Origin of the sequence: Arthrobacter sp. FW306-04-A (assembly GCF_044358315.1) — a bacterium.
GTDB lineage: Bacteria > Actinomycetota > Actinomycetes > Actinomycetales > Micrococcaceae > Arthrobacter.
The window spans coordinates 3,272,990-3,296,134 of sequence record NZ_CP084559.1 but is presented as its reverse complement, the minus strand read 5'-3'; the positions used below and the strand labels follow the sequence as shown (position 1 = coordinate 3,296,134).

At 61.3% G+C, this 23,145-nt stretch carries 21 protein-coding genes; 10 read left to right on the top strand and 11 right to left on the bottom strand.

Annotation, left to right across the window (positions count from 1 at the left end; all coding sequences use genetic code 11):
• Nucleotides 1–80 precede the first annotated feature (80 nt).
• From LFT43_RS15205 to LFT43_RS15185, 5 genes are all read right to left on the bottom strand, one after another.
• Nucleotides 81–1,280 (bottom strand): CpaE family protein, encoded by a 1,200-nt coding sequence (locus LFT43_RS15205; RefSeq protein ID WP_395798137.1) that lies wholly within the window; start codon nt 1,278–1,280, stop codon nt 81–83.
• Nucleotides 1,280–2,041, bottom strand: a complete 762-nt coding sequence (locus LFT43_RS15200) for a Flp pilus assembly protein CpaB (RefSeq protein WP_395798135.1) — start codon at nt 2,039–2,041, stop codon at nt 1,280–1,282. The genes LFT43_RS15205 and LFT43_RS15200 overlap by 1 nt, the downstream gene beginning before the upstream one ends.
• A 58-nt stretch (nt 2,042–2,099) precedes the next feature.
• Nucleotides 2,100–3,149 (bottom strand): pilus assembly protein TadG-related protein, encoded by a 1,050-nt coding sequence (locus LFT43_RS15195; RefSeq protein ID WP_395798133.1) that lies wholly within the window; start codon nt 3,147–3,149, stop codon nt 2,100–2,102.
• Nucleotides 3,137–3,550 (bottom strand): TadE/TadG family type IV pilus assembly protein, encoded by a 414-nt coding sequence (locus LFT43_RS15190; RefSeq protein ID WP_395798131.1) that lies wholly within the window; start codon nt 3,548–3,550, stop codon nt 3,137–3,139. Before LFT43_RS15190 ends, LFT43_RS15195 begins: the two co-directional genes overlap by 13 nt.
• Nucleotides 3,551–3,671: 121 nt before the next feature.
• On the bottom strand, nt 3,672–3,863 hold the full coding sequence (locus tag LFT43_RS15185) for a Flp family type IVb pilin (RefSeq protein WP_395798129.1): 192 nt from the start codon (nt 3,861–3,863) through the stop codon (nt 3,672–3,674).
• A gap of 711 nt (nt 3,864–4,574) precedes the next feature.
• Between LFT43_RS15185 and LFT43_RS15180 the strand changes: the two genes are divergently transcribed.
• Both LFT43_RS15180 and LFT43_RS15175 read left to right on the top strand, forming a co-directional pair.
• A complete protein-coding gene (locus tag LFT43_RS15180) occupies nt 4,575–4,715 on the top strand; it encodes a hypothetical protein (RefSeq protein ID WP_395798127.1) in 141 nt (46 codons plus the stop codon).
• A 134-nt stretch (nt 4,716–4,849) separates the two neighbouring features.
• On the top strand, nt 4,850–5,026 hold the full coding sequence (locus tag LFT43_RS15175; RefSeq protein WP_395798125.1) for a hypothetical protein: 177 nt from the start codon (nt 4,850–4,852) through the stop codon (nt 5,024–5,026).
• Nucleotides 5,027–5,330: 304 nt separating this feature from the next.
• Here the strand turns inward: LFT43_RS15175 and LFT43_RS15170 are convergent, their stop codons facing one another.
• Together LFT43_RS15170 and LFT43_RS15165 are read right to left on the bottom strand one after the other, a co-directional pair.
• On the bottom strand, nt 5,331–5,522 hold the full coding sequence (locus tag LFT43_RS15170; protein WP_395798123.1) for a Flp family type IVb pilin: 192 nt from the start codon (nt 5,520–5,522) through the stop codon (nt 5,331–5,333).
• A 264-nt stretch (nt 5,523–5,786) separates the two neighbouring features.
• A complete protein-coding gene (locus LFT43_RS15165; RefSeq protein WP_395798121.1) occupies nt 5,787–6,440 on the bottom strand; it encodes a prepilin peptidase in 654 nt (217 codons plus the stop codon).
• 295 nt (nt 6,441–6,735) lie between these two features.
• Here LFT43_RS15165 and rplM point away from each other — a divergent pair, with 295 nt between their 5' ends.
• Complete coding sequence (gene rplM, locus LFT43_RS15160) at nt 6,736–7,179, top strand: 50S ribosomal protein L13 (RefSeq protein ID WP_395798119.1); 444 nt, start codon at nt 6,736–6,738, stop codon at nt 7,177–7,179.
• A 36-nt stretch (nt 7,180–7,215) separates the two neighbouring features.
• Nucleotides 7,216–7,725, top strand: coding sequence for a 30S ribosomal protein S9 (gene rpsI, locus LFT43_RS15155; protein ID WP_234749102.1), 510 nt, complete (start codon nt 7,216–7,218; stop codon nt 7,723–7,725).
• 102 nt (nt 7,726–7,827) lie between these two features.
• On the opposite strand, the gene LFT43_RS15150 is transcribed toward rpsI, so the two are convergent.
• Nucleotides 7,828–9,540, bottom strand: a complete 1,713-nt coding sequence (locus tag LFT43_RS15150; RefSeq protein WP_395798116.1) for an ArnT family glycosyltransferase — start codon at nt 9,538–9,540, stop codon at nt 7,828–7,830.
• Between the two features lie 212 nt (nt 9,541–9,752).
• Nucleotides 9,753–10,997, bottom strand: a complete 1,245-nt coding sequence (locus LFT43_RS15145) for a glycosyltransferase (RefSeq protein ID WP_395798114.1) — start codon at nt 10,995–10,997, stop codon at nt 9,753–9,755.
• Between the two features lie 144 nt (nt 10,998–11,141).
• Here LFT43_RS15145 and glmM point away from each other — a divergent pair, with 144 nt between their 5' ends.
• Nucleotides 11,142–12,506, top strand: coding sequence for a phosphoglucosamine mutase (gene glmM / locus LFT43_RS15140; RefSeq protein ID WP_395798112.1), 1,365 nt, complete (start codon nt 11,142–11,144; stop codon nt 12,504–12,506).
• 107 nt (nt 12,507–12,613) lie between these two features.
• On the opposite strand, the gene LFT43_RS15135 is transcribed toward glmM, so the two are convergent.
• Both LFT43_RS15135 and coaA read right to left on the bottom strand, forming a co-directional pair.
• A complete protein-coding gene (locus LFT43_RS15135) occupies nt 12,614–13,459 on the bottom strand; it encodes a D-alanyl-D-alanine carboxypeptidase family protein (protein WP_395798110.1) in 846 nt (281 codons plus the stop codon).
• Nucleotides 13,460–13,464: 5 nt separating this feature from the next.
• On the bottom strand, nt 13,465–14,433 hold the full coding sequence (gene coaA, locus LFT43_RS15130) for a type I pantothenate kinase (RefSeq protein ID WP_059387404.1): 969 nt from the start codon (nt 14,431–14,433) through the stop codon (nt 13,465–13,467).
• Nucleotides 14,434–14,607: 174 nt separating this feature from the next.
• On the opposite strand from coaA, the gene glmS reads away from it, so the two are divergent.
• The 5 genes from glmS to treY all read left to right on the top strand — a co-directional run bounded on the left by glmS (nt 14,608) and on the right by treY (nt 23,139).
• The gene (gene glmS, locus LFT43_RS15125) at nt 14,608–16,500 is read left to right on the top strand and encodes a glutamine--fructose-6-phosphate transaminase (isomerizing) (protein ID WP_395798108.1); all 1,893 of its coding nucleotides are present in this window, start codon (nt 14,608–14,610) and stop codon (nt 16,498–16,500) included.
• Nucleotides 16,501–16,504: 4 nt separating this feature from the next.
• Nucleotides 16,505–16,852 (top strand): holo-ACP synthase, encoded by a 348-nt coding sequence (locus LFT43_RS15120; RefSeq protein WP_265976849.1) that lies wholly within the window; start codon nt 16,505–16,507, stop codon nt 16,850–16,852.
• 13 nt (nt 16,853–16,865) lie between these two features.
• The gene (locus tag LFT43_RS15115) at nt 16,866–18,410 is read left to right on the top strand and encodes an NAD(P)H-hydrate epimerase (RefSeq protein ID WP_395798105.1); all 1,545 of its coding nucleotides are present in this window, start codon (nt 16,866–16,868) and stop codon (nt 18,408–18,410) included.
• A 74-nt stretch (nt 18,411–18,484) separates the two neighbouring features.
• Nucleotides 18,485–20,824 (top strand): glycogen debranching protein GlgX, encoded by a 2,340-nt coding sequence (gene glgX / locus LFT43_RS15110; RefSeq protein WP_395798103.1) that lies wholly within the window; start codon nt 18,485–18,487, stop codon nt 20,822–20,824.
• Nucleotides 20,821–23,139, top strand: a complete 2,319-nt coding sequence (gene treY, locus LFT43_RS15105; RefSeq protein ID WP_395798101.1) for a malto-oligosyltrehalose synthase — start codon at nt 20,821–20,823, stop codon at nt 23,137–23,139. The genes glgX and treY overlap by 4 nt, the downstream gene beginning before the upstream one ends.
• Nucleotides 23,140–23,145: the final 6 nt, after the last annotated feature.

The following is a 23,145-nucleotide window of genomic DNA, read 5'->3' as shown; positions in this document are numbered from 1 at the left end:
CTCGATACCTGCGGACAAACCAGGACTGGCTCCAGCAGGTTCGGTAGAAGGCTCTGAATTGGAGAGTCGGGCTGAAAGTTTCATGACACAACCACCCGTCGGTGCTGTTGGTTGTGGGCCGCTGATACCCACTTTGGATCGAAACGGTCTACAAGCTTCTTCAAGCCCTTCGATGCGGCATCGCGAGTAGTGCCCTGCAACACGGGGATTCCGCGATTTGTGGAGAAAGGTAGCGTCCGTGAACGGGGAATGACCGTATCAATCGGTACGCCGATGGTCGCCTCGACATCCTGCACTGAGATTCCGCTCCTGCGATCGGCGAAATTAAGCACGGTGTGCCTGCCCGCTGGGAGAAGCTGCAGCTCTTTTAGGACGCTGAAGCTTTTGCGGAGACCGCGGATGCTCGGGACGTCCATGCCGCATACCCACACGCCGTCTGTCGCCAGCTCCAACGTGGCAAGACAATGTTCGCCAAGTCCTGGGGAGGTATCCACGACAACATACTTGAATTCGCTGGCCAACTGATTGAGGAGCTGGGAGACGTGATCAGCAGTAATGTAGTCCGATTCTGCTGGGGTCCGTGGAGCACAAAGCGCATAGATCCCCGCCGGATGCACCGTAAGGAAAGCCTTGAGGACCATGGAATCCTGGGAAGCGACGCCACGGACGGCTTCAGTGATCGAATGCTCAGGCTCAAGCAACAAACCCGAAGCCACGTCCCCGAACTGCAGGTCGAGGTCAACGATGACGACGCCCATGGGCGCCACCTTTCCCAACCCAATGGCCAGATTTGTGGCAATCGTGGTCTTTCCCACGCCACCTTTGGGCGACATGACGGCGACGACGCGTCCCCGCTCTTGGCCTGGATCCGCAGCAGGGGCCATCCCCCGGCGCCGGCTGGCAGAGGCAAGGCAAGCGCGCTCGAGCAACACGCGGAGTTCGTTGACGTCAATTTCCGGTGTGACCACGTCGCGAATCCCGGAATGCATCGCCTTCAGAATGAGGTCCGGACTTGGTTCGGCAATAAGCAACAAGCTGATCTCCGGGTATTGGAGATCAAAGACGGTTGCTAGTTTCAAGGCGCTTTCTGGAGTAACTCCTGGGCCGAGAATCAGGACCTCCGGGGGTGCGCCGTTGAGCTGCCGAAAGACGTCGTCCGGCCCGCCGGACAGTACATCCGGAGACAAGGTCTGAAGCTCTCCGTGAAGGGCGCCGGCTATGGCTTGGCGCACACGGCCTTCAAAGTCCCGAACTGCTGTGATGGCTACAAAACGGCTCATCAGTACAGCCCGCCAAAGGTGGTGACTGGAGGATTGCTCTTTTTGGTGGTGTCCGTTTGCTTGGCGAGCCACAGAGTTCCGAATTCAGAACCGAAGACCATCTTTGAAGCGTCTGCGTCGCTCCTGGCGACAGTGACGAACGCAGAACCATTGGGCATGGCCACCGCCGGGTCCGTGGAAGTGGAGCCGGCTTTCTGTGTTTGCGGCGGGGCTTGTTGCACGGCAGTCACGAGGACGTCGTGGAAAAGAAGTCCTGTTGACTGCTTCGATCCCGCTGGTATGTTCGTGCCGGTGGGCATGGCTTCGTCGGTCTTGAACGAGCTGTACACGGTGACTTTGTCCCCAGCTGCAAGCCGGCCGCCCAGGATCCGTTCGGGTGTGAGCAGGAAAGTAACTTCCGTCATACCGTCGGGGACCGGTACTGTCCCCGGAACCAGTTCTCCCGGTGCCACTAGCCTGGATGCAATGAGCTGCTCCCCAGGTGCCAGGCTGACGGAGGTGACCTTTCCGTTCTGCCCGCTCAGCTCGTGGAGAGCGCCCGCAGCGACCGCTGACTGCGGTATCGATTTCAGCTGGACCTTGTTGCCGAGATCTTCGGCTTTTGTTCCAGCGGGAATTGCGTCTCTGACAACAAGTATGTCTGTGGGCTCCATGCCTTTCGCTGCCCTGGCGTCGGCGCCCTGAACGTACACAACAAGTAGTACGGCTCCGACAACTGCCAGCAGTAGCGCTGCAATGCCTCCCAGTAGGCGTGATTTCACTTGACTATCTCCTTTCAAATCCCAGATCAGATGAGTTTGGCTAAACAGGGTTCCAGAACTACCCCGTAAGCGCGATCACGGAAGCCCCAAAGTTGGGCAGCCCTCCGCCAATCGACATTCCCTCTTTGAGGGAAACAAAACGTGCGAAATAGCCCTGAAGGCCCCGACAGTCGCCGGTACAGCTGGGTGCAGCAGGATCGACAACGCCACCCGAACCGCTGAACCGGTAGCCAGTTACCTGGAATGCGGCGAATCCGACCAGAGTGTAGGTTGCATTGCTACCGTTGCCGGTGGCTGAGCTGAAGAGAGGAACAAGGGCGGGCTTGTCCATGATGGTCGAAAGAACGGAGTTGCAGGCAGGGTCGTTTGGGAAATGATTTCCCGGTTGACCGGTAACTTGTGCTGAAATGCTGATGTTTGTAGAGCAACCCGTATTGGTAGTGAGCCAGCCAAAGCCGCCGGGCTCATAGCCGTTTTGTGCTGCACATCCCGGGTACGCAGGGGCTTTCGTGTCGTAACGCAGAAGGATATGGGTCGGCACCGGGTCGCCCGTGAAATTGCCGGTCGACTGTAGCTGTGCCAGCTGACTCGGCGAGAGGTATTCCTTGAAGACGCACTCACTCATGGTCCAAGGAAGGGACGTGGCCGTCGAAGGAGCCCCCCAGGATGCTTCGGCGACTGCCCGAACGTCTGCGGAATTGATCCCGAGCACTCTCGCGAAGAACAGGGAAAAGCTATTGGCTCCTGTGCCGGCATCGCGGGAGTTTGTCTCGACCCGTACGGTAGTCGCCTGCGGGAAGGTAATAGATGCGACCCCGCTTGAACCATCGTTGGCGTTACCGTTGGCAAGCTGTGATGCAGTCGTATTGGTACTCCCGCAGTTGCCAGCAGCGCAATCGCCGGCTATGGCGAGGGCAGAGGCATCGGCCCCGTTTTGCAGTTGGGCCTTTTCCGCATATAGGGCGCCGACGTCGACGGCGAGAGCGGCGAACCCGAGGAGGACCACGAGGAGCATCGCTACGATCAGAGTCGTCGCGCCCTTCTCACTGCCGTCGGCAGTTTCAATTTTCCGATGTCCAAGGAAGCGAATACTCTTTAGCCGCCGCATTTCATCACCGCGACTCCAGTCATTGACAATGGAAAGATTCCAGGTACCCCAAAGAGTCCGCCATCCAGGAAACCCGTCAATGACGGAAGAGAGACCCTGGTGGTAACTGTGACGTTGGAAGTCGGCGAGCAACTTCCAACATTGCTGGTGACTGTCATTCCCAGGCCGCTGAGCGTTGGTGCGGCCCTCTGTGCCGAACCGTTGACGTCGAGGCTGGAGTCTTTGTAGTGGATGGCTGCATTTCTTGCGCCTTCCCGGGCCGCTTCTGTCAGGGAGACCTGAACGTTCAGCACCCGGCCGAATTCAATGATTCCAATGAGAATCAGAAGCAGCAGCGGGAGGACAATCGCGAGTTCGACGGCTACTGCACCGCGTTCTTTCTGTTTCGCTTTCAAGAACATCTCCCAGAATTGGTTCCCGAATAAGGATGTTCGCCCAAGTTCAAGATGGACTTTTTGTATTAAGGGTTTGGCTCCGGCAGCGGCTTGAACCGCAACCGGAGCCAAACGACGAAGTGCGGACTTAGATCTTGGCAGTGACGTTGTTGAACATTGTGGCGATCGCCTGTCCCAGCGGGGTGACGGCCGCCAAGACAATCACCGCAATGAGGGCGACCATGATGCCGTATTCCACCATCGTCGCTCCCTTCTCGGAGGTGAGCCGTTCCTTGACGCCAGCGATGAATGAGACTACGGAGAGCATGAGAGATGACATTGGAAAACCTTTCCCAGATAAGTGAATTTGGCTACGAATTCCAGTTGCCATATTTCTCGTTTGGCGTTCGGATTTCGATAGGACAAGAATTGCCCCTGGGCGGGTTAACAAACAATGCGTAGTGGTACTCGTCTTTTCAACGAAGTCCCGCGTCAACTACTCGTAGGTGGGGCGTGGGTACTTGGTTTTTCTGGCTAGGTACTACTCAGCGGCGCGCCGGTAGTGGCCAGTGGGTCTGAGGGGAAGCCTGCGAGGAAGGTTCATCCCCTGACTAGGAGAGAAGCGCCACTCCAATTGCAGCGGCGAACGTGACCCAGTCCGTTGGCCACCTCAGATGGCCTGATTCCGCGCTTTAGGAGAAGACCAGCACCGTCATCACCCCGCCCACCACGAATCCCAGCAGTCCCCCGTAGAACAGCCGGCTCCAGCCCAAGTAGCCCAAGTACATTCCGAGTGGCGCTGCGAGCTTCACATTGCCCATTCCGAGGGGCCCGGAGAAATCAATCCAAGAATTAAGTACCCGAGGAACAAAATGACGCCGCCGGCAGCCTGGCGCAGTGCCAGTGGCCAGTCCGCAACCAGCACACTGCGGATGTAGTTAACAGGGCCAAGCCGGCGGAAAGCAGCAACAGAACTAAGGGGTTCGGCAACAAATGGTGCGCCACGTCCAAACGCGACAGTTGCAGCGCCGATTGAATCGCATCGGGTTTGATGGAGACATTGATTACCGGGAAGGATGATTCCCGTGGCAGCACCACGGAAGTGCTCAACTCGCGGTTAAAGGCAGGGCTTGCACGCAACAGGGGCCTGTGGCGGGACGTCAACTTCTTGAAGTCGCACTTGAACTACTGACAGTTTTCTGTTCGACGTTCCCGGCACGGGCGTCTTCCGGGCCCTGCGCCGCGGGACGCGTGGCAGGCATGGGCGCGCGAGTCCTGTTAACCCGTTGACCGGTGTGTTCACCACGTTGGGGTTGGATGGCCTTGGTGAGTAGTTGTTCGACCGGCCTGATGATCGCCCGGGTCGCGGAATCGATCTTGTTGCTGAATGCCGGCAAAGTCCTGCGGGACTGGGGTCAGGCCCCCCAGCTACGCGACGATGAAGCGCATCCTGGGCCGGCCGCGGCAGGCAAGTACCGCGACCAGCTTCGGAAGTCTCCCTGATGCTCTACGACGGTGCCATGCGCTTCGAGGAGGAGAAGGAAGACGAGCTGGGAAAGGTCCGGTACTCCAAGGAATGCCGGACCTTTCCCAGCTCGTCGTCTGTCTATTCTTGACTCCGGCGGGCTCGGCGTTGGAGATCGGCCGTTTCGAAGGCAACCCGACCTGCGCGCCGAACTCGTCATGCAACCCGGCCCATAGCGGGCCGAATGGACCTACGCCGAGGCCCTTGCGCTCAACGGCCATCGGCATCGGGAGCACCCCCAGCGGCTCACCCCCGAGATCGCCGACGAGAAGAAGCGGCGGACTAAATACCGGCAGTGACGTTGTTGAACATTGTGGCGACCGCCTGTCCCAGCGGGGTGACGGCCGCCAAGACAATCACCGCGATAAGGGCGACCATGATGCCGTATTCCACCATCGTTGCCCCCTTCTCGGAGGTGAGCCGTTCCCTGACGCCAGCGACGAATGAGACTAATGAGAGCATGAGTGATGACATTGGAAAACCCTTCCCAGATAAGTGACTTTGACTACGAATTCCAGTTGCCATATTTCTTGTTTGGCGTTCGGATTTCGATAGGACAAGAATTGCCCCTGGGCGGGTTAACAACAACGGGTAGTGGTACTCGTATTTTCAAGGAAGGCCCGCGTCAATTACTCGAAAGTGGGGCGCGGGATACTTGGTTTTTCTGGCTAGGTACTACTCAAGCCCTAACACAGGCGGGGATCCTGTGATTGGAGGGAATTGGGCATGGGCGCGTCCTCACGCATAGAAAAGCACTACTCCAATTGCGGCGGCGAACATAGCCGGTCCGTGAGCAACCTCGGAAGGCTTGATTCCGCGCTTTAGGAGCAACACCAGCACCGTCATCACCCCGCCCACCACGAACCCCAGCAGTCCCCCGTAGAACAGCTGGCTCCAGCCCAAGTAGCCCAAGTACATTCCGAGTGGTGCCGCCAACTTCACATCACCCATTCCGAGTCCGCCCGGAGAAATCAATCCAAGAATCAAGTACCCGAGGAATAGAACGACGCCGCCGGCAGTAGCGCGCAGCAGTCCAGGCCAATCCGGAACCAGCAGGGCGGATGTAGTTAGCAGGGCAAAGCCGGCACAAAGCAGCAACAGAACCAACGGGGTGGGCAATAAATGGTCCGCCACATCCACGCGCGACAACTGCACCGCCAACAGTCCCAGGACCAGGTATGCCGGAAGCATCGGCGAGAAACCGAACCGGAGCGTCAGGAGGGCAAAAATGACGGCGGTAGCCACCGCCGTCGTGATCCGGACAACGCGGGAGGGGAGCCCGCCAAGTCGGGGGAGGGATCGAGCTATCAGGAGTTCTGCCAGAGGGCTCGTGAGTAGCCCCAGGAGCCCGAAGGCAGCCACAAGCAAGGGCTGGGCGGCAGTTGTTGTCATGGCGTCTCCCGGAAGCTCAGGGCGGGTCTCAGTTGTTCAACCTGATTACCAGCCTATTTTGACCCTGAAGCTCCTTGCCGCTATTGTTGATAGTCGTTGTGCGTGTCCTTTCTCGATGACACATGCCCGCTTGGGGATCCAGTTGCAGGATCGTTAACTCGACAGGCATATCGGGACTTCGGGATAACTGGTACATAGAGCCCTCACCTCTGCTCCGGTAACGCATACCTAGTAGGCACACGCTCCGAGCGTGCCGCCTAAAACATGAACGCCAGAACAAGAACGAGGCAAAACCGTGCGTACGTACACCCCGAAGCCCGGCGATATCAACCGCCAGTGGCACGTCATTGACGCCACCGATGTTGTCCTTGGTCGTCTTGCCAGCCAGACCGCAACACTGCTGCGCGGAAAGCACAAGCCGACCTTTGCGTCCCACATGGACATGGGCGACTTCGTCATCATCATCAACGCTGAGAAGGTTGCCCTGACCGGTGCCAAGCTGGAGCAGAAGCGCGCATACCGCCACTCCGGCTACCCGGGCGGTCTGACTTCCGTCAACTACGCGGAGCTGCTGGAATCCAACCCGGTCCGCGCTGTGGAGAAAGCCATCAAGGGCATGCTCCCCAAGAACTCCCTCGCTGCACAGCAGTTGGGCAAGCTCAAGGTCTACCGTGGCTCTGAGCACCCCCACGCCGCACAGCAGCCGAAGACTTTCGAAATCACCCAGGTCGCCCAGTAGTCCTGGCCACCAACCAACTTTTAATCAAGGAGAATCGTGGCTCAGAACGAAGAACTGACCACCGAGGCCGTTGTGGCTGAGGAAAACCTGACCAGCTACACCTCGGAGAGCGGTCCTGCGGAAGCAGAAGCGCCGAAGAAGGAGCGCCCGGCACTGACCGTTGCCGGCGCCGCAGTTGGCCGTCGTAAAGAAGCCGTTGCACGTGTTCGCATCGTGCCCGGCACCGGCAAGTGGATCATCAACGGCCGCGAGCTGGCTAACTACTTCCCGAATAAGCTGCACCAGCAGGACGTCAACGAGCCCTTCAAGATCCTTGATCTTGACGGCGCCTACGACGTCTTCGCGCGCATCCACGGTGGCGGCATTTCCGGTCAGGCCGGCGCACTGCGTCTCGGTATCGCCCGTTCGCTGAACGAGATCGACACCGAGAACAACCGCGCCACGCTGAAGAAGGCCGGTTTCCTGCGTCGTGACGCCCGCGTCATCGAGCGTAAGAAGGCCGGTCTCAAGAAGGCACGCAAGGCTCAGCAGTACTCCAAGCGCTAAATCCGCTTTCGGGCGCTTCGAGCGCCCTGCAGAGGCCCGTTCCGCCGTTTGGCGGGGCGGGCCTTTTGCGTCGTCTGGCTGGGTAGAGCCGCGAGGATGAAACTACTGGGTGAGTGGGTAAAACGACGCCCCTTCGATGACTTCGGGCTGGAAGTTGTTTTCGACCCAATGCACAATACGCGCCGACTCCCCCTTGCCCTCGGCAGGCAGGGGTGGCAGATTCTTGATGACAAACGATCCGACTTCGCCGCTGCGGACCATGCTCTGGAATTGCTCTAGCGTCGGAAAGGGATCTGTGCCATCGAATCCACCTACTGCCAGCACTGCTTTGGAGCTATCCAGCTGGTAGTTGGCGGCCGTCTCCGAGCCGACTACGGCAGCGGCCCACCGCGCAGACGCGGGCCTTGCCTGGATCCTCTCAAGGACTCCAGGGGGAGGTACGTCGCCGAACAGGGCTGCAGCTAGGGTCACCGGCGTTCCTGGCGCCATCTGGGTTCGATCCGGATGATCCGTTCGTATGCCCAGGATGCTGGGCCCCGCGACTACTTCGGCTCCGACGTGCGGACTGAGTTCTGTGTTTATCGACCAGATCGTGGGCCCCAAAAGAAGGGAAGCTCCGATGAGGAGAACGGTGGCGACTCGAAGTTGCTTATTCACAGGCGGAAGCAACGCGACGGCGATTGCCAATGCGCCCAGGACCAAGAGTACGGGGGGCAGCAGGGGGAAATCCTGCACGGACCGGGATGCGGAGACGTAACCCAGAACCAGAGAAAGAGCCAGAACCAGGCCGGACACAATACGGACCGGTCTGCTTGACAGGCGGCGCATGAGGTAGGTAGCCGCAAACGCTGCTAGACAACTGAGCGACGGCACGGTTGAGATCGCGTAATAGGGATGCACCGTGCCTGACATCATGGCCAGGACAGTGGCTGAACAAACAAACCACGTTGCGCACAGCACCAAGAAGGGGCGTTGCTCCGATGTGCCACGACGGCGAATTAGGAAGAGTATCGTGATGCCGAGTCCTGCGATGGCGAGTGGAAGAAACCACCCGAACTGACCGGAAAATTGTGGTTGCAGGAAGCGCGTTATTCCGGGGTCAAGTTTCACGTCCAGCGCTCCTGTCGCGCCCGACGTCGTACGGCTGGCATCAGCGCCGGTCAGCCTATCCAGCCCGTTGTATCCCAGCGTAAGCTCCCACATGCTGTTGGATCGGGATCCGCCGATATATGGCCTCGACGACGGGCTTGCTAACTGAACGAGAACAAACCACCACCCACCTGTAAAGGCTGCCACGAGGAAAGCCGCACATAAATGCGCGAACCTCCTGATGATTGGGGCACGGGAAAAAGCCAAGTAGCTGACGCCGATCGCCGGCAGGATGAGGGCAACCTGAAGTTGCTTCGTGAGGAACCCCGCACCAATCAGGGCTCCTGCCGCGAGTAGCCAACGCAACTTGCCGGTGTCGATTGCCTCCAGGGCGGTGTAGGCGGCCCCGATCATGAGCAGAGTCAGCAGCGCATCCGGATTGTTGTACCTAAACATAACGGTGGCCACGGGTGTAACCGCGAAGAAAAGCCCTGCAATCAGGCCGGTTGCTGCATCGGTCCTCTTCTGTACCATCCGATAGAGCAAATAGACGCTGAGTACTCCCATCAGGGCCTGAGGCAGGAGGACGCTCCATGAGCTGAGTCCGAAAATACGGACGGAGAGGGACATGATCCACAAAGACATCGGTGGCTTGTCGACGGTTATTGCATTCCCCGGGTCGAACGAACCGTAGAAGAATGCCGTCCAATCTTCCGAACCGGCCATAGCGGCGGCCGAGTAGTAAGAGTTTGCCCAACCGTTTCGGTCGAGTCCCCACATATAGAGGACTGACGTCAAGACTAAGAGACCCAGAAGCGCTGGGCGCACCCACGCCGCATTCGCGGGATTCCCTCGAACCCACTTCCGAATGGCCTGAGAACGGCCTCCGATGACGGCGCTTGGGCCTGTTTGTGCGGGAAGCCGGCTGGTTTTGTTGCTCAAATTGCCAGCTGCTTGATGGTTGCCGCGCTGCGGCGTTCCTCCGACCGCTGAACACGGAAGACCCAGATACGGAGCAGGACAAAGCGAAGCAGAGTGGCGAATACGTTTGCACAGGTCAGGACGATCAGTTCGGTTCTGGGTGCTGCGTCTGGGTGAATGGCATGTAGCAGTAGTAGGGACGACGAAGTAATTCCCCACGCCACCATGAACACCACCAGCCCTTGAAACTGTTGCGTGAATAGCCGCTCTGGTCCGTGGATTCTGAACGTAAAGCGACGGTTGGCTGCTGTGTTGGCGATTGCCGTGAGCAAAAGCGCCAGGAAGTTTCCCTGTTGCGCGCCAAAGGGTCCTTGGAAGAGCAAATAAAGCAAAGCAAATGCGAGAGTGGAGAACGCGCCGACGATTCCGAAACGTACCACTTGCCCGAAGAAGCTTGGACGCGTTGGCGCGGCGATAGGTCCTCGCCCTAGCTCCGCGTATATCGCCTCCAAAGGAATCCTCCCCCTCACCATGGAACCGGCGACGCGCACGAGGCCCCTGATATCGTCGACGGCCGTTTGGCGGATATCCACCCTGCTATCCGGATCGTCGATCCAGTCGACGGGGATTTCGTGGATTCGAAGCCCTGCCCGCTCTGCCAAAATCAACAACTCGGTGTCGAAGAACCAACGGTTGTCCTCTACATAGGGAAGCAGTCGATGCGCGACCTCAGCCCTAACAGCCTTGAATCCACACTGGGCATCGGAAAACCGAACTTGCATGGTCCGTTTGAGAAGTATGTTGTAACTTCGCGAGATGAATTCCCGTTTTGGGCCTCGGACCACCCTTGAAGTACGCCCAAGCCTCGTGCCGATACTGACGTCTGAGTGTCCGGAAAGCAGGGGAGCTATGAGCGGGGGCAATGCAGCCAAATCGGTCGACAGGTCCACGTCTACATAGGCGAGAACTCTTGCTTCTGACGACGTCCAAGCGTCGCGGAGCGCGAAGCCGCGCCCTTTGGTTTCAAGGCGCCGATAACTAACATTTGGGACCTCTTCAGCGAGCCTCCGCGCAATTGAACCTGTTGCGTCGGTGCTGGCATTATCGGCAATCGTGATTTTCCAGCTGTACAACAATTCTCGCGACAGATAGTCGGCAAGCCTGTGGATGCTTCTTTCGAGTATGGCGGACTCGTTGAAAACGGGGACAATTATTTCGAGCGCCAAGCCCCCAGAGCTGGGTGTCATGCCGAGATCGTACATATCGCAGATGCTGCATTACTAGAGTGGAGCGGAAAACGCAAGTCAAGTAGCTGCACTCTTGCGGTCGCGGGCGAAAAGGGGTAGATGCAAGGCCTGCGGCACTCCTTCCCTCGGCCCCTGCGCCGTCGTCTAGACTGGGACGCGATGGCTAGATTATTTGGAACAGATGGCGTGCGTGGTCTCGCCAATGGATTGCTCACCGCGGAGCTTGCTCTTCAGTTGGCCCAAGCTGCCGCAGTGGTCCTTGGCCACGAGCGTTCGGCCAATGGAAAACGGCCCCGCGCCGTGGTCGCCCGGGATCCGCGGGCCAGCGGGGAGTTTATCGCTGCAGCGGTAGAAGCCGGGCTTTCGAGCTCCGGGATCGACGTGTACGACGCCGGTGTGCTGCCCACTCCCGCAGCGGCCTACCTCATCGCGGACCTCGATGCCGACTTCGGCGTCATGATCTCCGCGTCGCACAACCCCGCGCCGGACAACGGCATTAAGTTCTTTGCCCGCGGCGGCCAGAAACTCCCGGACGAGGTGGAGGACGCAATTGAGGCTCAGCTCGGCAAGGAACCTTCACGTCCAGTGGCCGGCGACGTCGGCCGCATCCAGCGCTTCTCGGACGCCGAGGACCGCTACATCGTCCATTTGCTCGGTACCCTCCCGCACCGCCTTGAGGGGCTTAAAGTCGTCTTGGACTGCGCCAACGGTGCGGCCAGCGGCTGTTCCCCCCAGGTCTTCGCTAGTGCTGGCGCCGAAGTTGTGGTGATTGGTGCGGAACCCGACGGCTTGAACATCAACGACGGCGTCGGTTCCACGCACCTTGGCCAGCTCAAGGAAGCGGTCGTCAAGCACGGCGCGGACTTCGGCATTGCCCACGACGGCGACGCCGACCGCTGCCTGGCCGTTGACCACGAAGGCAACGAGGTAGACGGTGACCAGATCATGGCGATCCTGGCCGTCGCGCTTAAGGAGTCCGGAAAGCTGAAGGACGACGTCCTGGTGGCTACCGTGATGAGCAACCTCGGGCTCAAGATCGCATTGCGCGATGCTGGAATCACCATCCGCGAGACGGCGGTAGGGGACCGCTACGTCCTGGAGGAAATGCGCGACGGCGGCTTCAGCCTCGGTGGTGAGCAGTCGGGCCACGTGATCTTCTCCGACTACGCGACCACTGGCGACGGCGTCCTGACCGGTCTGCAGATTGCCGCCCAGGTTGCCGGTACCGGCCGTACGCTTCAAGACCTCGCCCGCGTTATGACCAAGCTGCCGCAGCTCATGATCAACGTGAAGGGCGTGGACAAGTCCCGGGCCGCCACGGACGAAGGCGTAGCCGCTGCGGTGGCTGCCGCCGAGCTCGAACTTGGCGATACCGGCCGGGTGCTCCTGCGCCCATCGGGCACCGAAGCGCTGGTCCGTGTGATGGTCGAGGCTGCAGACATGGAAACCGCCACCCGCATATGCACTGAACTCGCCGGCGTCGTCGAAGACCGCCTCACGATTCCGCGCGAACTGGCTCTCTAGTCCCGAGCGCAGCAAAAGAGCGAAAACAACTGTGGCCCGTCTCCGCGAGGAGACGGGCCACAGTTGTTTCAAATGCTTGCCGGACTCCGTTGACGGTTAGCCAACCGCTACAGGTAGCCCGGTGCCGCTTGCAGGCCAAAATATTCCTCGAGGGTGCCGATCCCACGATTGGCCATATCCGTTGCGGCCTCAACCCCGACGAAGCGCAAATGCCAGGGCTCGTAGTAATAGCCCGTGATTTCATGGAGCATCCACGGGTACCTGACAACGAATCCATATTTGAAGGCGTTGGCCTTGGCCCAAACAGCGGCTGGCTGCTCCGCGAAGCAGGGCTGGAAGCTACACGCCCCGCCGCCGTCGCCGATATCGAACGCCCAACCGGTCTGGTGTTCCGAGAACCCGGGACGGGCGGAGGCCGTGTCCGCTGAAGCCTGGCCGCGCGAGTTCGCATAGCCGTTGTACGTGGCGGTTTGGGTTTGGAAAGAGCGGTAGCCGGAGGCCAAAGTCATGCTCACCCCTGCCGAGGCCGCTCCGGCGAAGAGCTTTTCTGCCGCTGCGGCGGTTGTGCTGTTGAGCAACGCGGCTTCTCCACTGACCGCGAGTTGGACGTGAGGCTGTACGAGATCAGGGGGGACGAACTGCAAAGGAGTCAGCGGGCGGTGCTTGTTGACGATGACCCACTGGCTCGCAGGGTCGCTCAGGGAATACTTTTGGGACAAAGCCCCCGACGGCGGCGTGTTCGACGGCGGTGCCTCGCTCGCCGGGGACGGGGCCGCCGTCGTGGTCGCCACTGCCGGCGTCGGCGTGTCTGTTTGGGAACCTGAGGGGGATGGGGCCGCAGCGGGTGAAGCGATCTGGCTGCCCGGGGTGCAGGCAGCCAAAGCCGTTATTCCCACGCCCGCCGCTAGAAGGGCTGTGAAGGATCTTCGGCTCGGGCCGCAGTTGTGGTACATCCGTGCTAGACCTTTCGGAGCAGCATGCGGCGGATGGAATGATCGGCATCCTTGGTGAGGACAAGTTGCGCCCGGCCGCGGGTAGGGAGCACGTTTTCCTCAAGGTTGGGCTCGTTGATGCGTTTCCAAATGCCGCGGGCGGTGGCTTCCGCCTCGGCATCGGACAGCGTCGCATAACGGTGGAAATAGGATTCCGGCTGGGCGAAGGCCGTGCTCCGAAGCTTCCGGAAACGGTCCACGTACCAGTCTTCGATGTACGAAGTCTTGGCGTCAACGTAAATGGAGAAATCAAAGAAGTCGCTCAGCGCGAGTCCCTGCCGGCCGTCCTGACGGGGGCGGGCAGGCGCCAACACGTTGAGGCCCTCGACAATGAGGACGTCAGGCCGCCGGACCACTACTTCCTTGTCCGGGACGATGTCGTAGGTGACGTGCGAATACCAGGGAGCCCGGACCTCTTCGGCGCCGCCCTTGATCGCACTCACGAAACGAAGCAGTGCCCGGCGGTCGTAGGACTCTGGAAAGCCCTTGCGCTCAAGCAAATGCCGCCGCTTCAATTCGGCCAGAGGATACAGGAATCCGTCGGTGGTGATCAGTTCGACGTTCGGTGTGCCCGGCCAACGGCGGAGCATTTCTCGCAGCACGCGGGCAATCGTGGACTTACCGACCGCCACGGAACCCGCGACGCCGATCACGAAGGGCGTGCGCTGGGTTTGCTCACCAAGGAACGTCGTCGTGGCTGCATGGAGCTGCTGGGATGCTTGGACGTAAAGATGCAGCAAACGGGAGAGCGGAAGGTAGACCTCGCGGATTTCCTTCATGTCCAGGGGATCGCCGAGGCCGCGAAGCCGGATGATGTCCTCTTCGTTAAGCGGCTGCTCCATCTGCGCACCCAGCCGGGACCACGTCTGCCTGTCCAGCTCCACGAACGGAGAGGAGCTGTCGCCGTTCGCTTCGTTGCGTTGCAAAGTCACCATAGAGATTCTGCCCCTCACTTGGCTGATCCGGAAATGCAGCATGAACGGAGGGAAGAATTTGTGTGAGTGTGCTCTCCGAAAAGGTGCGGGATCCGGCAGTTTCCGGCGGTCGGCTAGCTTGCAGGGCTGGATATCCTACGTCCATTTCGCGGGGCACCCGCTAGTCTTGTAGGCATGTGTGGAATCGTAGGATACGTTGGCAATTCATCCCGTCGGGCAGATGCCGGGCACTCGGCTCTCGACGTCGTACTCGAAGGACTTCGTCGTCTTGAGTACCGGGGCTATGACTCAGCCGGTGTCGCCGTGGTCGCCGATGGAACCATCGCATCCCGGAAGAAGTCCGGAAAACTCAGCAATCTGTTGAGCGAACTTGATGACAATCCGCTCCCTGACTCGCTGACCGGCATCGGCCACACCCGTTGGGCCACTCACGGCGGCCCGACCGACCAGAACGCCCACCCGCATCTGGCCGATGGTGGACGCTTGGCCATGATCCACAACGGAATCATCGAAAACTTCGCCGAGCTCAAGCAGGAGCTCATCGCCAAGGGTGTCACCTTCGCTTCGGAAACCGACACCGAGGTCGCGGCGGCCCTGCTGGGCGATATCTTCCGCAACCAGCTCAACGGGGACTCGTCCAACGGCAAGCTCACCAAAGCGATGCAGCTTGCCTGCCAGCGCCTCGAAGGAGCGTTCACGCTCCTCGCCGTGCACGCTGAGCGGCCCGACGTCGTTGTGGCCGCTCGCCGCAATTCCCCCCTTGTCGTAGGACTCGGTGAGGGGGAGAACTTCCTCGGCTCGGACGTTTCCGGCTTCATCGATCACACGCGCCGTGCTGTTGAGCTTGGCCAGGACCAGATCGTCACCATCACGGCGGACTCCGTCGAGATCACCGACTTTTTCGGCGCTCCCGCCCAGGGCAAGGAATACCACGTGGACTGGGATCCGGCCTCCGCGGAAAAGGGCGGCTTCAGCTCCTTCATGGAGAAGGAAATCCACGACCAGCCCGACGCCGTCACCCAGACCCTCCTCGGCCGTTCGGACATCAACGGCCAGCTGACCTTGAGCGAGCTCCGGATCGACCCCGAGCTGCTGAAGCAGGTCAACAAGATCATCGTCCTGGCTTGTGGCACGGCGGCATACGCCGGGATGGTTGCCAAGTACGCCATTGAGAACTGGTGCCGTATCCCCACCGAGGTGGAACTCGCGCATGAGTTCCGGTACCGCGACCCGATCGTGGACAAGAACACGCTCGTGGTCTCCATCAGCCAGTCCGGTGAAACCATGGACACCCTTATGGCGGTCCGTTACGCCCGCGAGCAGGGCGCCAAGACCATCTCGATCTGCAACACCAACGGATCCACGATCCCGCGCGAATCGGATGCGGTGCTCTACACGCACGCCGGGCCGGAGATCGCCGTCGCCTCGACCAAGGCTTTCCTAGCCCAGATCACGGCCGCGTACCTGCTGGGCCTCTACCTCGCCCAGCTGCGCGGAAACATCTTCTCCGGCCAGATCAAGGACGTCCTGGCGGACCTTGGAAAAATCCCCGCCCACATCCAGAAGATCCTCGACAATGCGGGCCCCCTCCGCGAGCTCGCCCGCAGCATGAAAGACGAGAAGTCGGTGCTGTTCCTGGGCCGCCACGTGGGCTTCCCGGTGGCGCTCGAGGGCGCGTTGAAGCTCAAGGAAATCGCCTACATCCACGCCGAGGGTTTCGCTGCCGGCGAGCTCAAGCACGGCCCGATCGCGCTCATCGACGAAGGACAGCCCGTCTTCGTGGTAGTCCCATCGCCGCGCGGCCGTGACTCGCTCCACGCCAAGGTGGTCAGCAACATCCAGGAAATCCGTGCCCGCGGTGCACGCACCTTGGTGATCGCAGAAGAAGGCGACGAAGCCGTGCGGGCCTACGCGGAGCATGTCTTCTATGTCCCGCAGACACCGCCTCTCCTGATGCCGCTGCTAACCACCGTTCCGCTGCAGATTTTCGCGGCAGAGCTGGCCAAGGCCAAGGGGTACGACGTGGACCAGCCTCGTAACCTTGCCAAGAGCGTGACCGTAGAATAACCCCATGATTGTTGGCATAGGGGTAGACGTCGTAGACATTGAACGCTTTGGGCGCCAGCTTGAGCGAACTCCAGGTCTCCGGGACCGTTTATTCGTTCCCGCCGAACGCGAGCTCAACACGCGCTCTTTGGCGGCGCGCTTCGCGGCCAAGGAGGCTGTGGCCAAGGTGTTGGGAGCTCCGGCGGGCATGAACTGGCAAGACTGCTGGATCGGCCTTGACCAGAACGGCCCCACTATCAAGGTCAAAGGGACCGTGCTGGCGGTCGCGGATTCCAAAGGCGTGAAGCGCTGGCACGTATCCATGAGCCACGATGGCGGCATTGCCACCGCCATGGTCATCGCCGAAGCTTAACAACCCAAGCAACATGATCAGCGCCTTCACCGGAACACAGATCAGGGCAGCGGAACAACCGCTTCTTGATATCGGTGAAGGCGCTGTTCTCATGCAGCGAGCTGCCCATGGCCTGGCGAACGCCGTCGTCCGTGAATTCCGTTCGGAGGGCCGCCGCGTCTACGGCTCCAGCGTCACGGTACTGGCGGGCAAGGGCAACAACGGCGGGGACGGTCTCTTCGCCGCAGCAATGCTCGCCCGCCGTGGCATGCGCACGACGGCGGTGCTCACCGCCGGTTCTGCCCATCCGGATGCGATGGCGGCCTTTAGGGCGTCCGGTGGACGCGTCCACGTCCTGAACGAGGACAATGCCGAAGAGCTAGCCGTCCTAAGTGCCAGCGCGGACGTGGTCATTGATGCCATCCTGGGCACGGGCGCCCGGGGAGGCCTCAGCGGTCCGGCCGCGGAATTGATTGCTGCCTTGCAGGAGCTAGGACCGGACTTGGTCGTGGCTTGCGATACTCCCAGCGGCGTGGACGCGGACACAGGCGAAGTCCACTGGCCTGTGCTGACGGCGCGGATGACGGTGGTGTTCGGGGGAGTCAAGGCTGGATTGATGGCCGATCCCGGCGAGGGCTGTGCCGGCCGCGTACTCCTGGTACCCATCGGCATTGAGGGGCAACTTCCGGCACCCCTCCTACGCCGCTTGTCCGTCCGTGACTTGGCTTCCGTCCTGCCAGAACCCGTGCGCCGGGCCCAGAAGTACACCAGGGGCGTCCTGGGCGTCGTCGCCGGTTCCGAGCGCTACACGGGGGCTGCAGCCCTCTCTGTCGAGGCCGCGGCGGCGTCCGGCGCGGGAATGGTGCGGTACCTCGGACCGGAAGTTGTGGCGCGGCATGTCCTGGGTCGCACTCCCGAGGCTATTTGGGAGCCAGCCAAACCTGGACGGGTCCAAGCATGGCTGCTAGGTCCCGGCCTGGACGGAGCTGAACAACTCAAGCGGGCCCGCGACGTTCTGGCCGCAGCGTCCGGCGCCGGCCAGCCCGCCGTCGTCGACGCCGGAGCGCTAGAGCTCCTGCCGGAAAGGTGCCCGCCCAACTGGATCCTGACTCCGCACGCGGGGGAGCTCGCCGCCCTCCTCGACCGCGGCGAAGTACGCTTCACGCGCGAGGACGTGGAGTCCCGGCCACTGCACTTCGTCCGCATGGCCGCGGAACGCACCGGGGCGGTTGTCCTCCTCAAAGGTGCCACAACACTGATCGCGTCCCCTTCCGGAGGGGTGTTCAGTCAATCCGAGGGATGCCCATGGATGTCGACGGCGGGAAGCGGGGACGTACTCGGCGGGATCCTTGGTGCCCTGGCTGCCGCCTTTGCGGAATCCGGGTTGGACGACGACGGCCCCTTCGCTGCCCTGGGAATCGCCCCGGACGAGAGATGGGCGGCCGTGGCGGCCGCAGCTGCAAGCATCCACGGAATGGCAGGCAGCACCGCCTCCGCTGGTGGACCCCTGACTGCCTCCGGCATCGCTCGGGCGGTCCCCGATGTCTTCCGAATCCTCCAGGAATATCGCGCCGGATAATTCCGGATGTTCGTTGAATGTCACCCAACATAGTTAGGCTGGCAACAAGTTATCCGGCACGTGAAGGAGAACACATGGACGTTTGGCCAGGAACCGCATACCCGTTGGGCGCCACCTTTGATGGCACGGGAACCAACTTCGCGCTGTTTAGCGAGAAGGCCGAAAAGGTGGAATTGTGTCTCTTTGACGACGACGGGGACGAAATTAGCTACACCGTCAACGAGGTGGACGGTTATGTATGGCATTGCTACCTGCCGCAGGTCCAGCCAGGGCAGAAGTACGGATACCGCGTGCACGGCCCGTACGACCCTGCCGCCGGCCAGCGCTTCAACCCCAACAAGCTCCTCCTGGATCCTTACGCCAAGGCCATCCACCGGCAGATCGACTGGGACCCGGCGCTTTTCTCGTACAACATGGGGGATCCGGATTCGCGAAACGACAAGGACTCCGCGCCCCACATGATGATGGGCGTCGTCATCAATCCCTTCTTCGACTGGGCGGGTGACCAGCAGCTCCGCATCCCGTACCACCGGTCGGTGATTTACGAAGCGCACGTCAAGGGGCTGACACAGCTCCACCCGGAGGTTCCGGAGGAACAACGCGGTACTTATGCCGGCGTCGCACACCCTGCCGTGATTTCCCACCTGCAAAAGCTCGGCGTCACGGCCATCGAGCTCATGCCCGTCCACCAGTTCACCAACGACGGCATCCTGCAGGACAAGGGGCTGAACAACTACTGGGGCTACAACACCATTGGGTTCTTCGCGCCGCACAACAGCTACAGCTCCAAGGGCGATACCGGCCAGCAAGTCCAGGACTTCAAAGCGATGGTGAGGGCGTTGCACACGGCAGGCATCGAGGTCATTCTCGACGTCGTGTACAACCACACCGCTGAGGGCAACCACCTTGGCCCCACCATGTCCTTCAAGGGGATCGACAACTCCGCCTACTACCGCCTGATGGAGGGCGACCTTAAGCACTACATGGACTACACGGGCACGGGTAACTCGTTGAACGTACGCAGCCCCCATTCCCTTCAGCTGCTCATGGATTCCTTGCGCTACTGGGTCACCGAAATGCACGTTGACGGTTTCCGCTTCGACCTCGCCTCAACGTTGGCGCGCGAGTTCTACGACGTGGACAAGCTGTCGACATTCTTCGAACTCATCCAGCAGGACCCGGTCGTCTCTCAAGTCAAGCTGATCGCCGAACCGTGGGACGTGGGCCCGGGCGGTTACCAAGTTGGCAACTTCCCGCCCCAGTGGACGGAATGGAATGGCAAATACCGTGACACCGTCCGTGATTTTTGGCGGGGCGAGCCCTCCACACTGGGCGAGTTTGCCTCACGGCTGACCGGATCGGCGGACCTCTACGAGCACTCCGGCCGCCGCCCGGTGGCTTCCATCAACTTCGTTACGGCCCACGACGGCTTCACCCTGGCTGACCTGGTCTCCTACAACGAGAAACACAACGAGGCCAACGGCGAGGGAAACAACGACGGCGAATCCCACAACCGTTCGTGGAATTGCGGTGTGGAAGGCCCCACGGAGGATCCCGTCGTCCTCGGTCTCCGCGCCCGCCAGCAGCGAAACTTCATCGCCTCCATGCTCCTTTCCCAAGGTGTCCCCATGCTGTTGCACGGTGACGAGCTCGGCAGGACACAGCGGGGCAACAACAACGGCTACTGCCAGGACTCGGAACTGACCTGGATCAATTGGGAGAGCGTGGACCAGCCCCTGGTCGAGTTCACGGCAGCCGTCAGCGCACTGCGCGCCAAGCACCCCACGTTCAGGCGCAGCCGCTTCTTCGACGGGCGGCCTGTGCTTCGAGGCGAAGGCGAGCGTCTCCCGGACATCGTTTGGCTCGACGTCGACGGAACCACCATGACGCCGTCGGACTGGGACAGCGGCTTCGGCCGCTCGGTGGGCGTGTTCCTGAACGGGGATGGCATCCGCGGCAGGGACAACCAGGGGCGGCGGATCACGGACGTCAACTTCCTGCTTTACTTCAACGCTCACGACGACGAAGTGGGCTTCAAAGTGCCCTCTGACGAATACGCTCCCGCCTGGGACATCATCATCGACACTGCCGGTGGTGGAGCGGACACTGAACCAATGCCCGCGGAATCGGTCCTCACCGTCGGGGCCAAGTCACTTGTCGTCCTGCGAGCCCACAGCGTCCCTGACACCGATCCGGACCACTCCGTCGCAGCGTCGCTCGCCGCGTTGTCGCAGACAACAACCTCTGAAACGGCATCCCTGACTGCGCCGGCCACGCTGACGCCGGTCGCGTCGGCACCGAACAGGGCATCGCTCCGGTCAGTGCCGGACCCGAAGCCTGACGCGGAAACCAAGCCTGCCGCTGCGCCGAAGAAGCCCAGAAAGCCACGCGCCCCCAAGAATGGGGGATCATGAGGACGCCTGTCTCCACGTACCGGCTCCAGATCCGGCCCTCGTTCACGCTGCACGACGCGGCGGCCCTCACGGGTTATTTGCGCGATCTCGGGGTTGACTGGGTGTATTTATCGCCGATTTTGACTGCGGAGGAGGGCTCGGACCACGGTTACGACGTCACGGACCCCTCCACGGTCGATGCGTCGCGCGGCGGTGCCGAAGGGCTCGCCGCACTTTCCAAGGCTGCGCGGGAGGCCGGTCTCGGGGTCTTGGTGGACATCGTTCCCAACCACATGGGGGTTGCGTCGCCTCCGCAAAACGCCTGGTGGTGGTCGCTTCTCAAAGAGGGCAGAGCCTCCCGCTATGCGGAAGCGTTCGACGTCGATTGGGACTTCGGGGGCGGCAAGCTGCGGCTGCCGGTGCTCGGCAGCGACAACGACCTCGACAAGCTGGAACTAGTCGACGGCGAATTGCGCTACTTCGATCACCGCTTCCCGCTGGCCGAAGGCAGCTACGTCGCGGGTGACAACGTCCGCGATGTGCATGCACGGCAACACTACGAACTGGTCGATTGGCGCCGGGCTGACGCCGAACTGAATTACCGCCGATTCTTCGCGGTCAACACGCTGGCCGGGATCCGCGTCGAAATCCCATGGGTTTTCGAGGAAGCCCACGCGGAGGTCGCCCGTTGGTTCCGGGACGGGCTCGCGGACGGGCTGAGGATCGATCATCCGGACGGGCTCGCGGACCCTTCCGGCTACTTGGCGCGCCTGAAGGAAACGACCGGTGGTTCGTACGTGCTTGTCGAGAAAATCCTTGAGCCGGGGGAGGAGCTTCCGGAGAATTTCGACTGCGAGGGGACCACAGGCTACGACGCGCTCGCCGACGTCGACCGCCTTTTCGTTGATCCAGACGCGGAAGCGCGGCTGGATGCCTTGGACGCCAGGCTGCGGGGCACCGAAACACGGGCCGATTACCAAGCCATGATCCACGGCACCAAGCGGCGTATCACGGATGGCATACTGCGCTCGGAGATCCTGCGGTTGGCGCGGCTCGTCCCGGAGTCTCCGGAACTGCCCAATCCGGGGGTGGCCGACGCCCTCGCTGAAATCATCGCTTCGTTTCACGTCTACCGGAGCTATCTCCCCTATGGCAAAGACACCTTGGCAGATGCCGTTGAACGGGCCGCCCAGACCAGGCCGGAGTTGGCACAGGTCCTCAAGGCGCTGCTTCCCCTGCTGCTCGACGCCACCAGGGAATTGGGCCTCCGCTTCCAGCAGACCTCAGGCATGGTCATGGCCAAGGGTGTGGAGGACACCGCGTTCTTCCGCTACACGCGTCTTGGCACGCTGACCGAAGTCGGAGCGGACCCGACGGAATTCGCCCTGTCCCCGGCTGGATTCCACGAGCGTATGATGCACCGCCAGGCGCATATGCCGCTGTCCATGACCACCCTGACCACCCACGACACCAAGCGCAGCGAAGACACCCGGGCCAGGATCTCCGTTATCTCCGAGGCTGTCCCCGAATGGGAAGCGTTCGTGGATCGCATGCAGGAACTGGCTCCGATTCCCGACGGGCCACTCGCTGTCCTCGTATGGCAAGCCATCGCGGGTGCCTGGCCGGCCAGCCGTGAACGCCTCCAGGGTTACGTCGTCAAAGCGGCACGAGAAGCCGGCAACTCCACCAACTGGAGCGAGCCGAACGAGGCCTTCGAAGCGAAGCTCGCCTCCGCCGTCGACGCCGTCTTCGACGTGCCGGAGGTGACGTCCGCCCTGGAGGAGTTCGTTGCCCTTGTGGACCCGTATGGGACGTCCAACTCACTGTCGGCAAAGATTGTCCAGCTGACCATGCCGGGCGTACCGGACGTCTACCAGGGCACCGAGTTTTGGGACCGTTCACTCACTGATCCCGACAACCGGCGCGCCGTCGACTTCGAACGGCGCAGGGCCGCTCTCGCAGCCCTCGACGCCGGTGTCCAGACTGAGGCGCGGGACGAATTGGCCAAGCTGCTGCTGACTTCCCGTGCATTGCGGCTGCGCCGGGACCGGCCGGAGCTCTTCGGAGGATACGGTCCCATCGATGCCCAGGGTCCCGCGGCCGAACATCTAATCGCCTTCGACCGTGGCGCCCTTGCCGCCGGTGGCGGTGCCATCACTTTGGCCACTCGGCTCCCGCGGAAGCTTGAACGAAACGGCGGGTGGCAAAACACCTTCATCCGCCTCGGGAGCGCGGTCCGGGACGAGCTCACGGGCAACAGTTACCCAGCGGGCGAAGTACCGCTCGCAAAGCTTCTACAGAGATACCCGGTGGCCCTGCTCGTGCCGATTACCTAGCCAGAG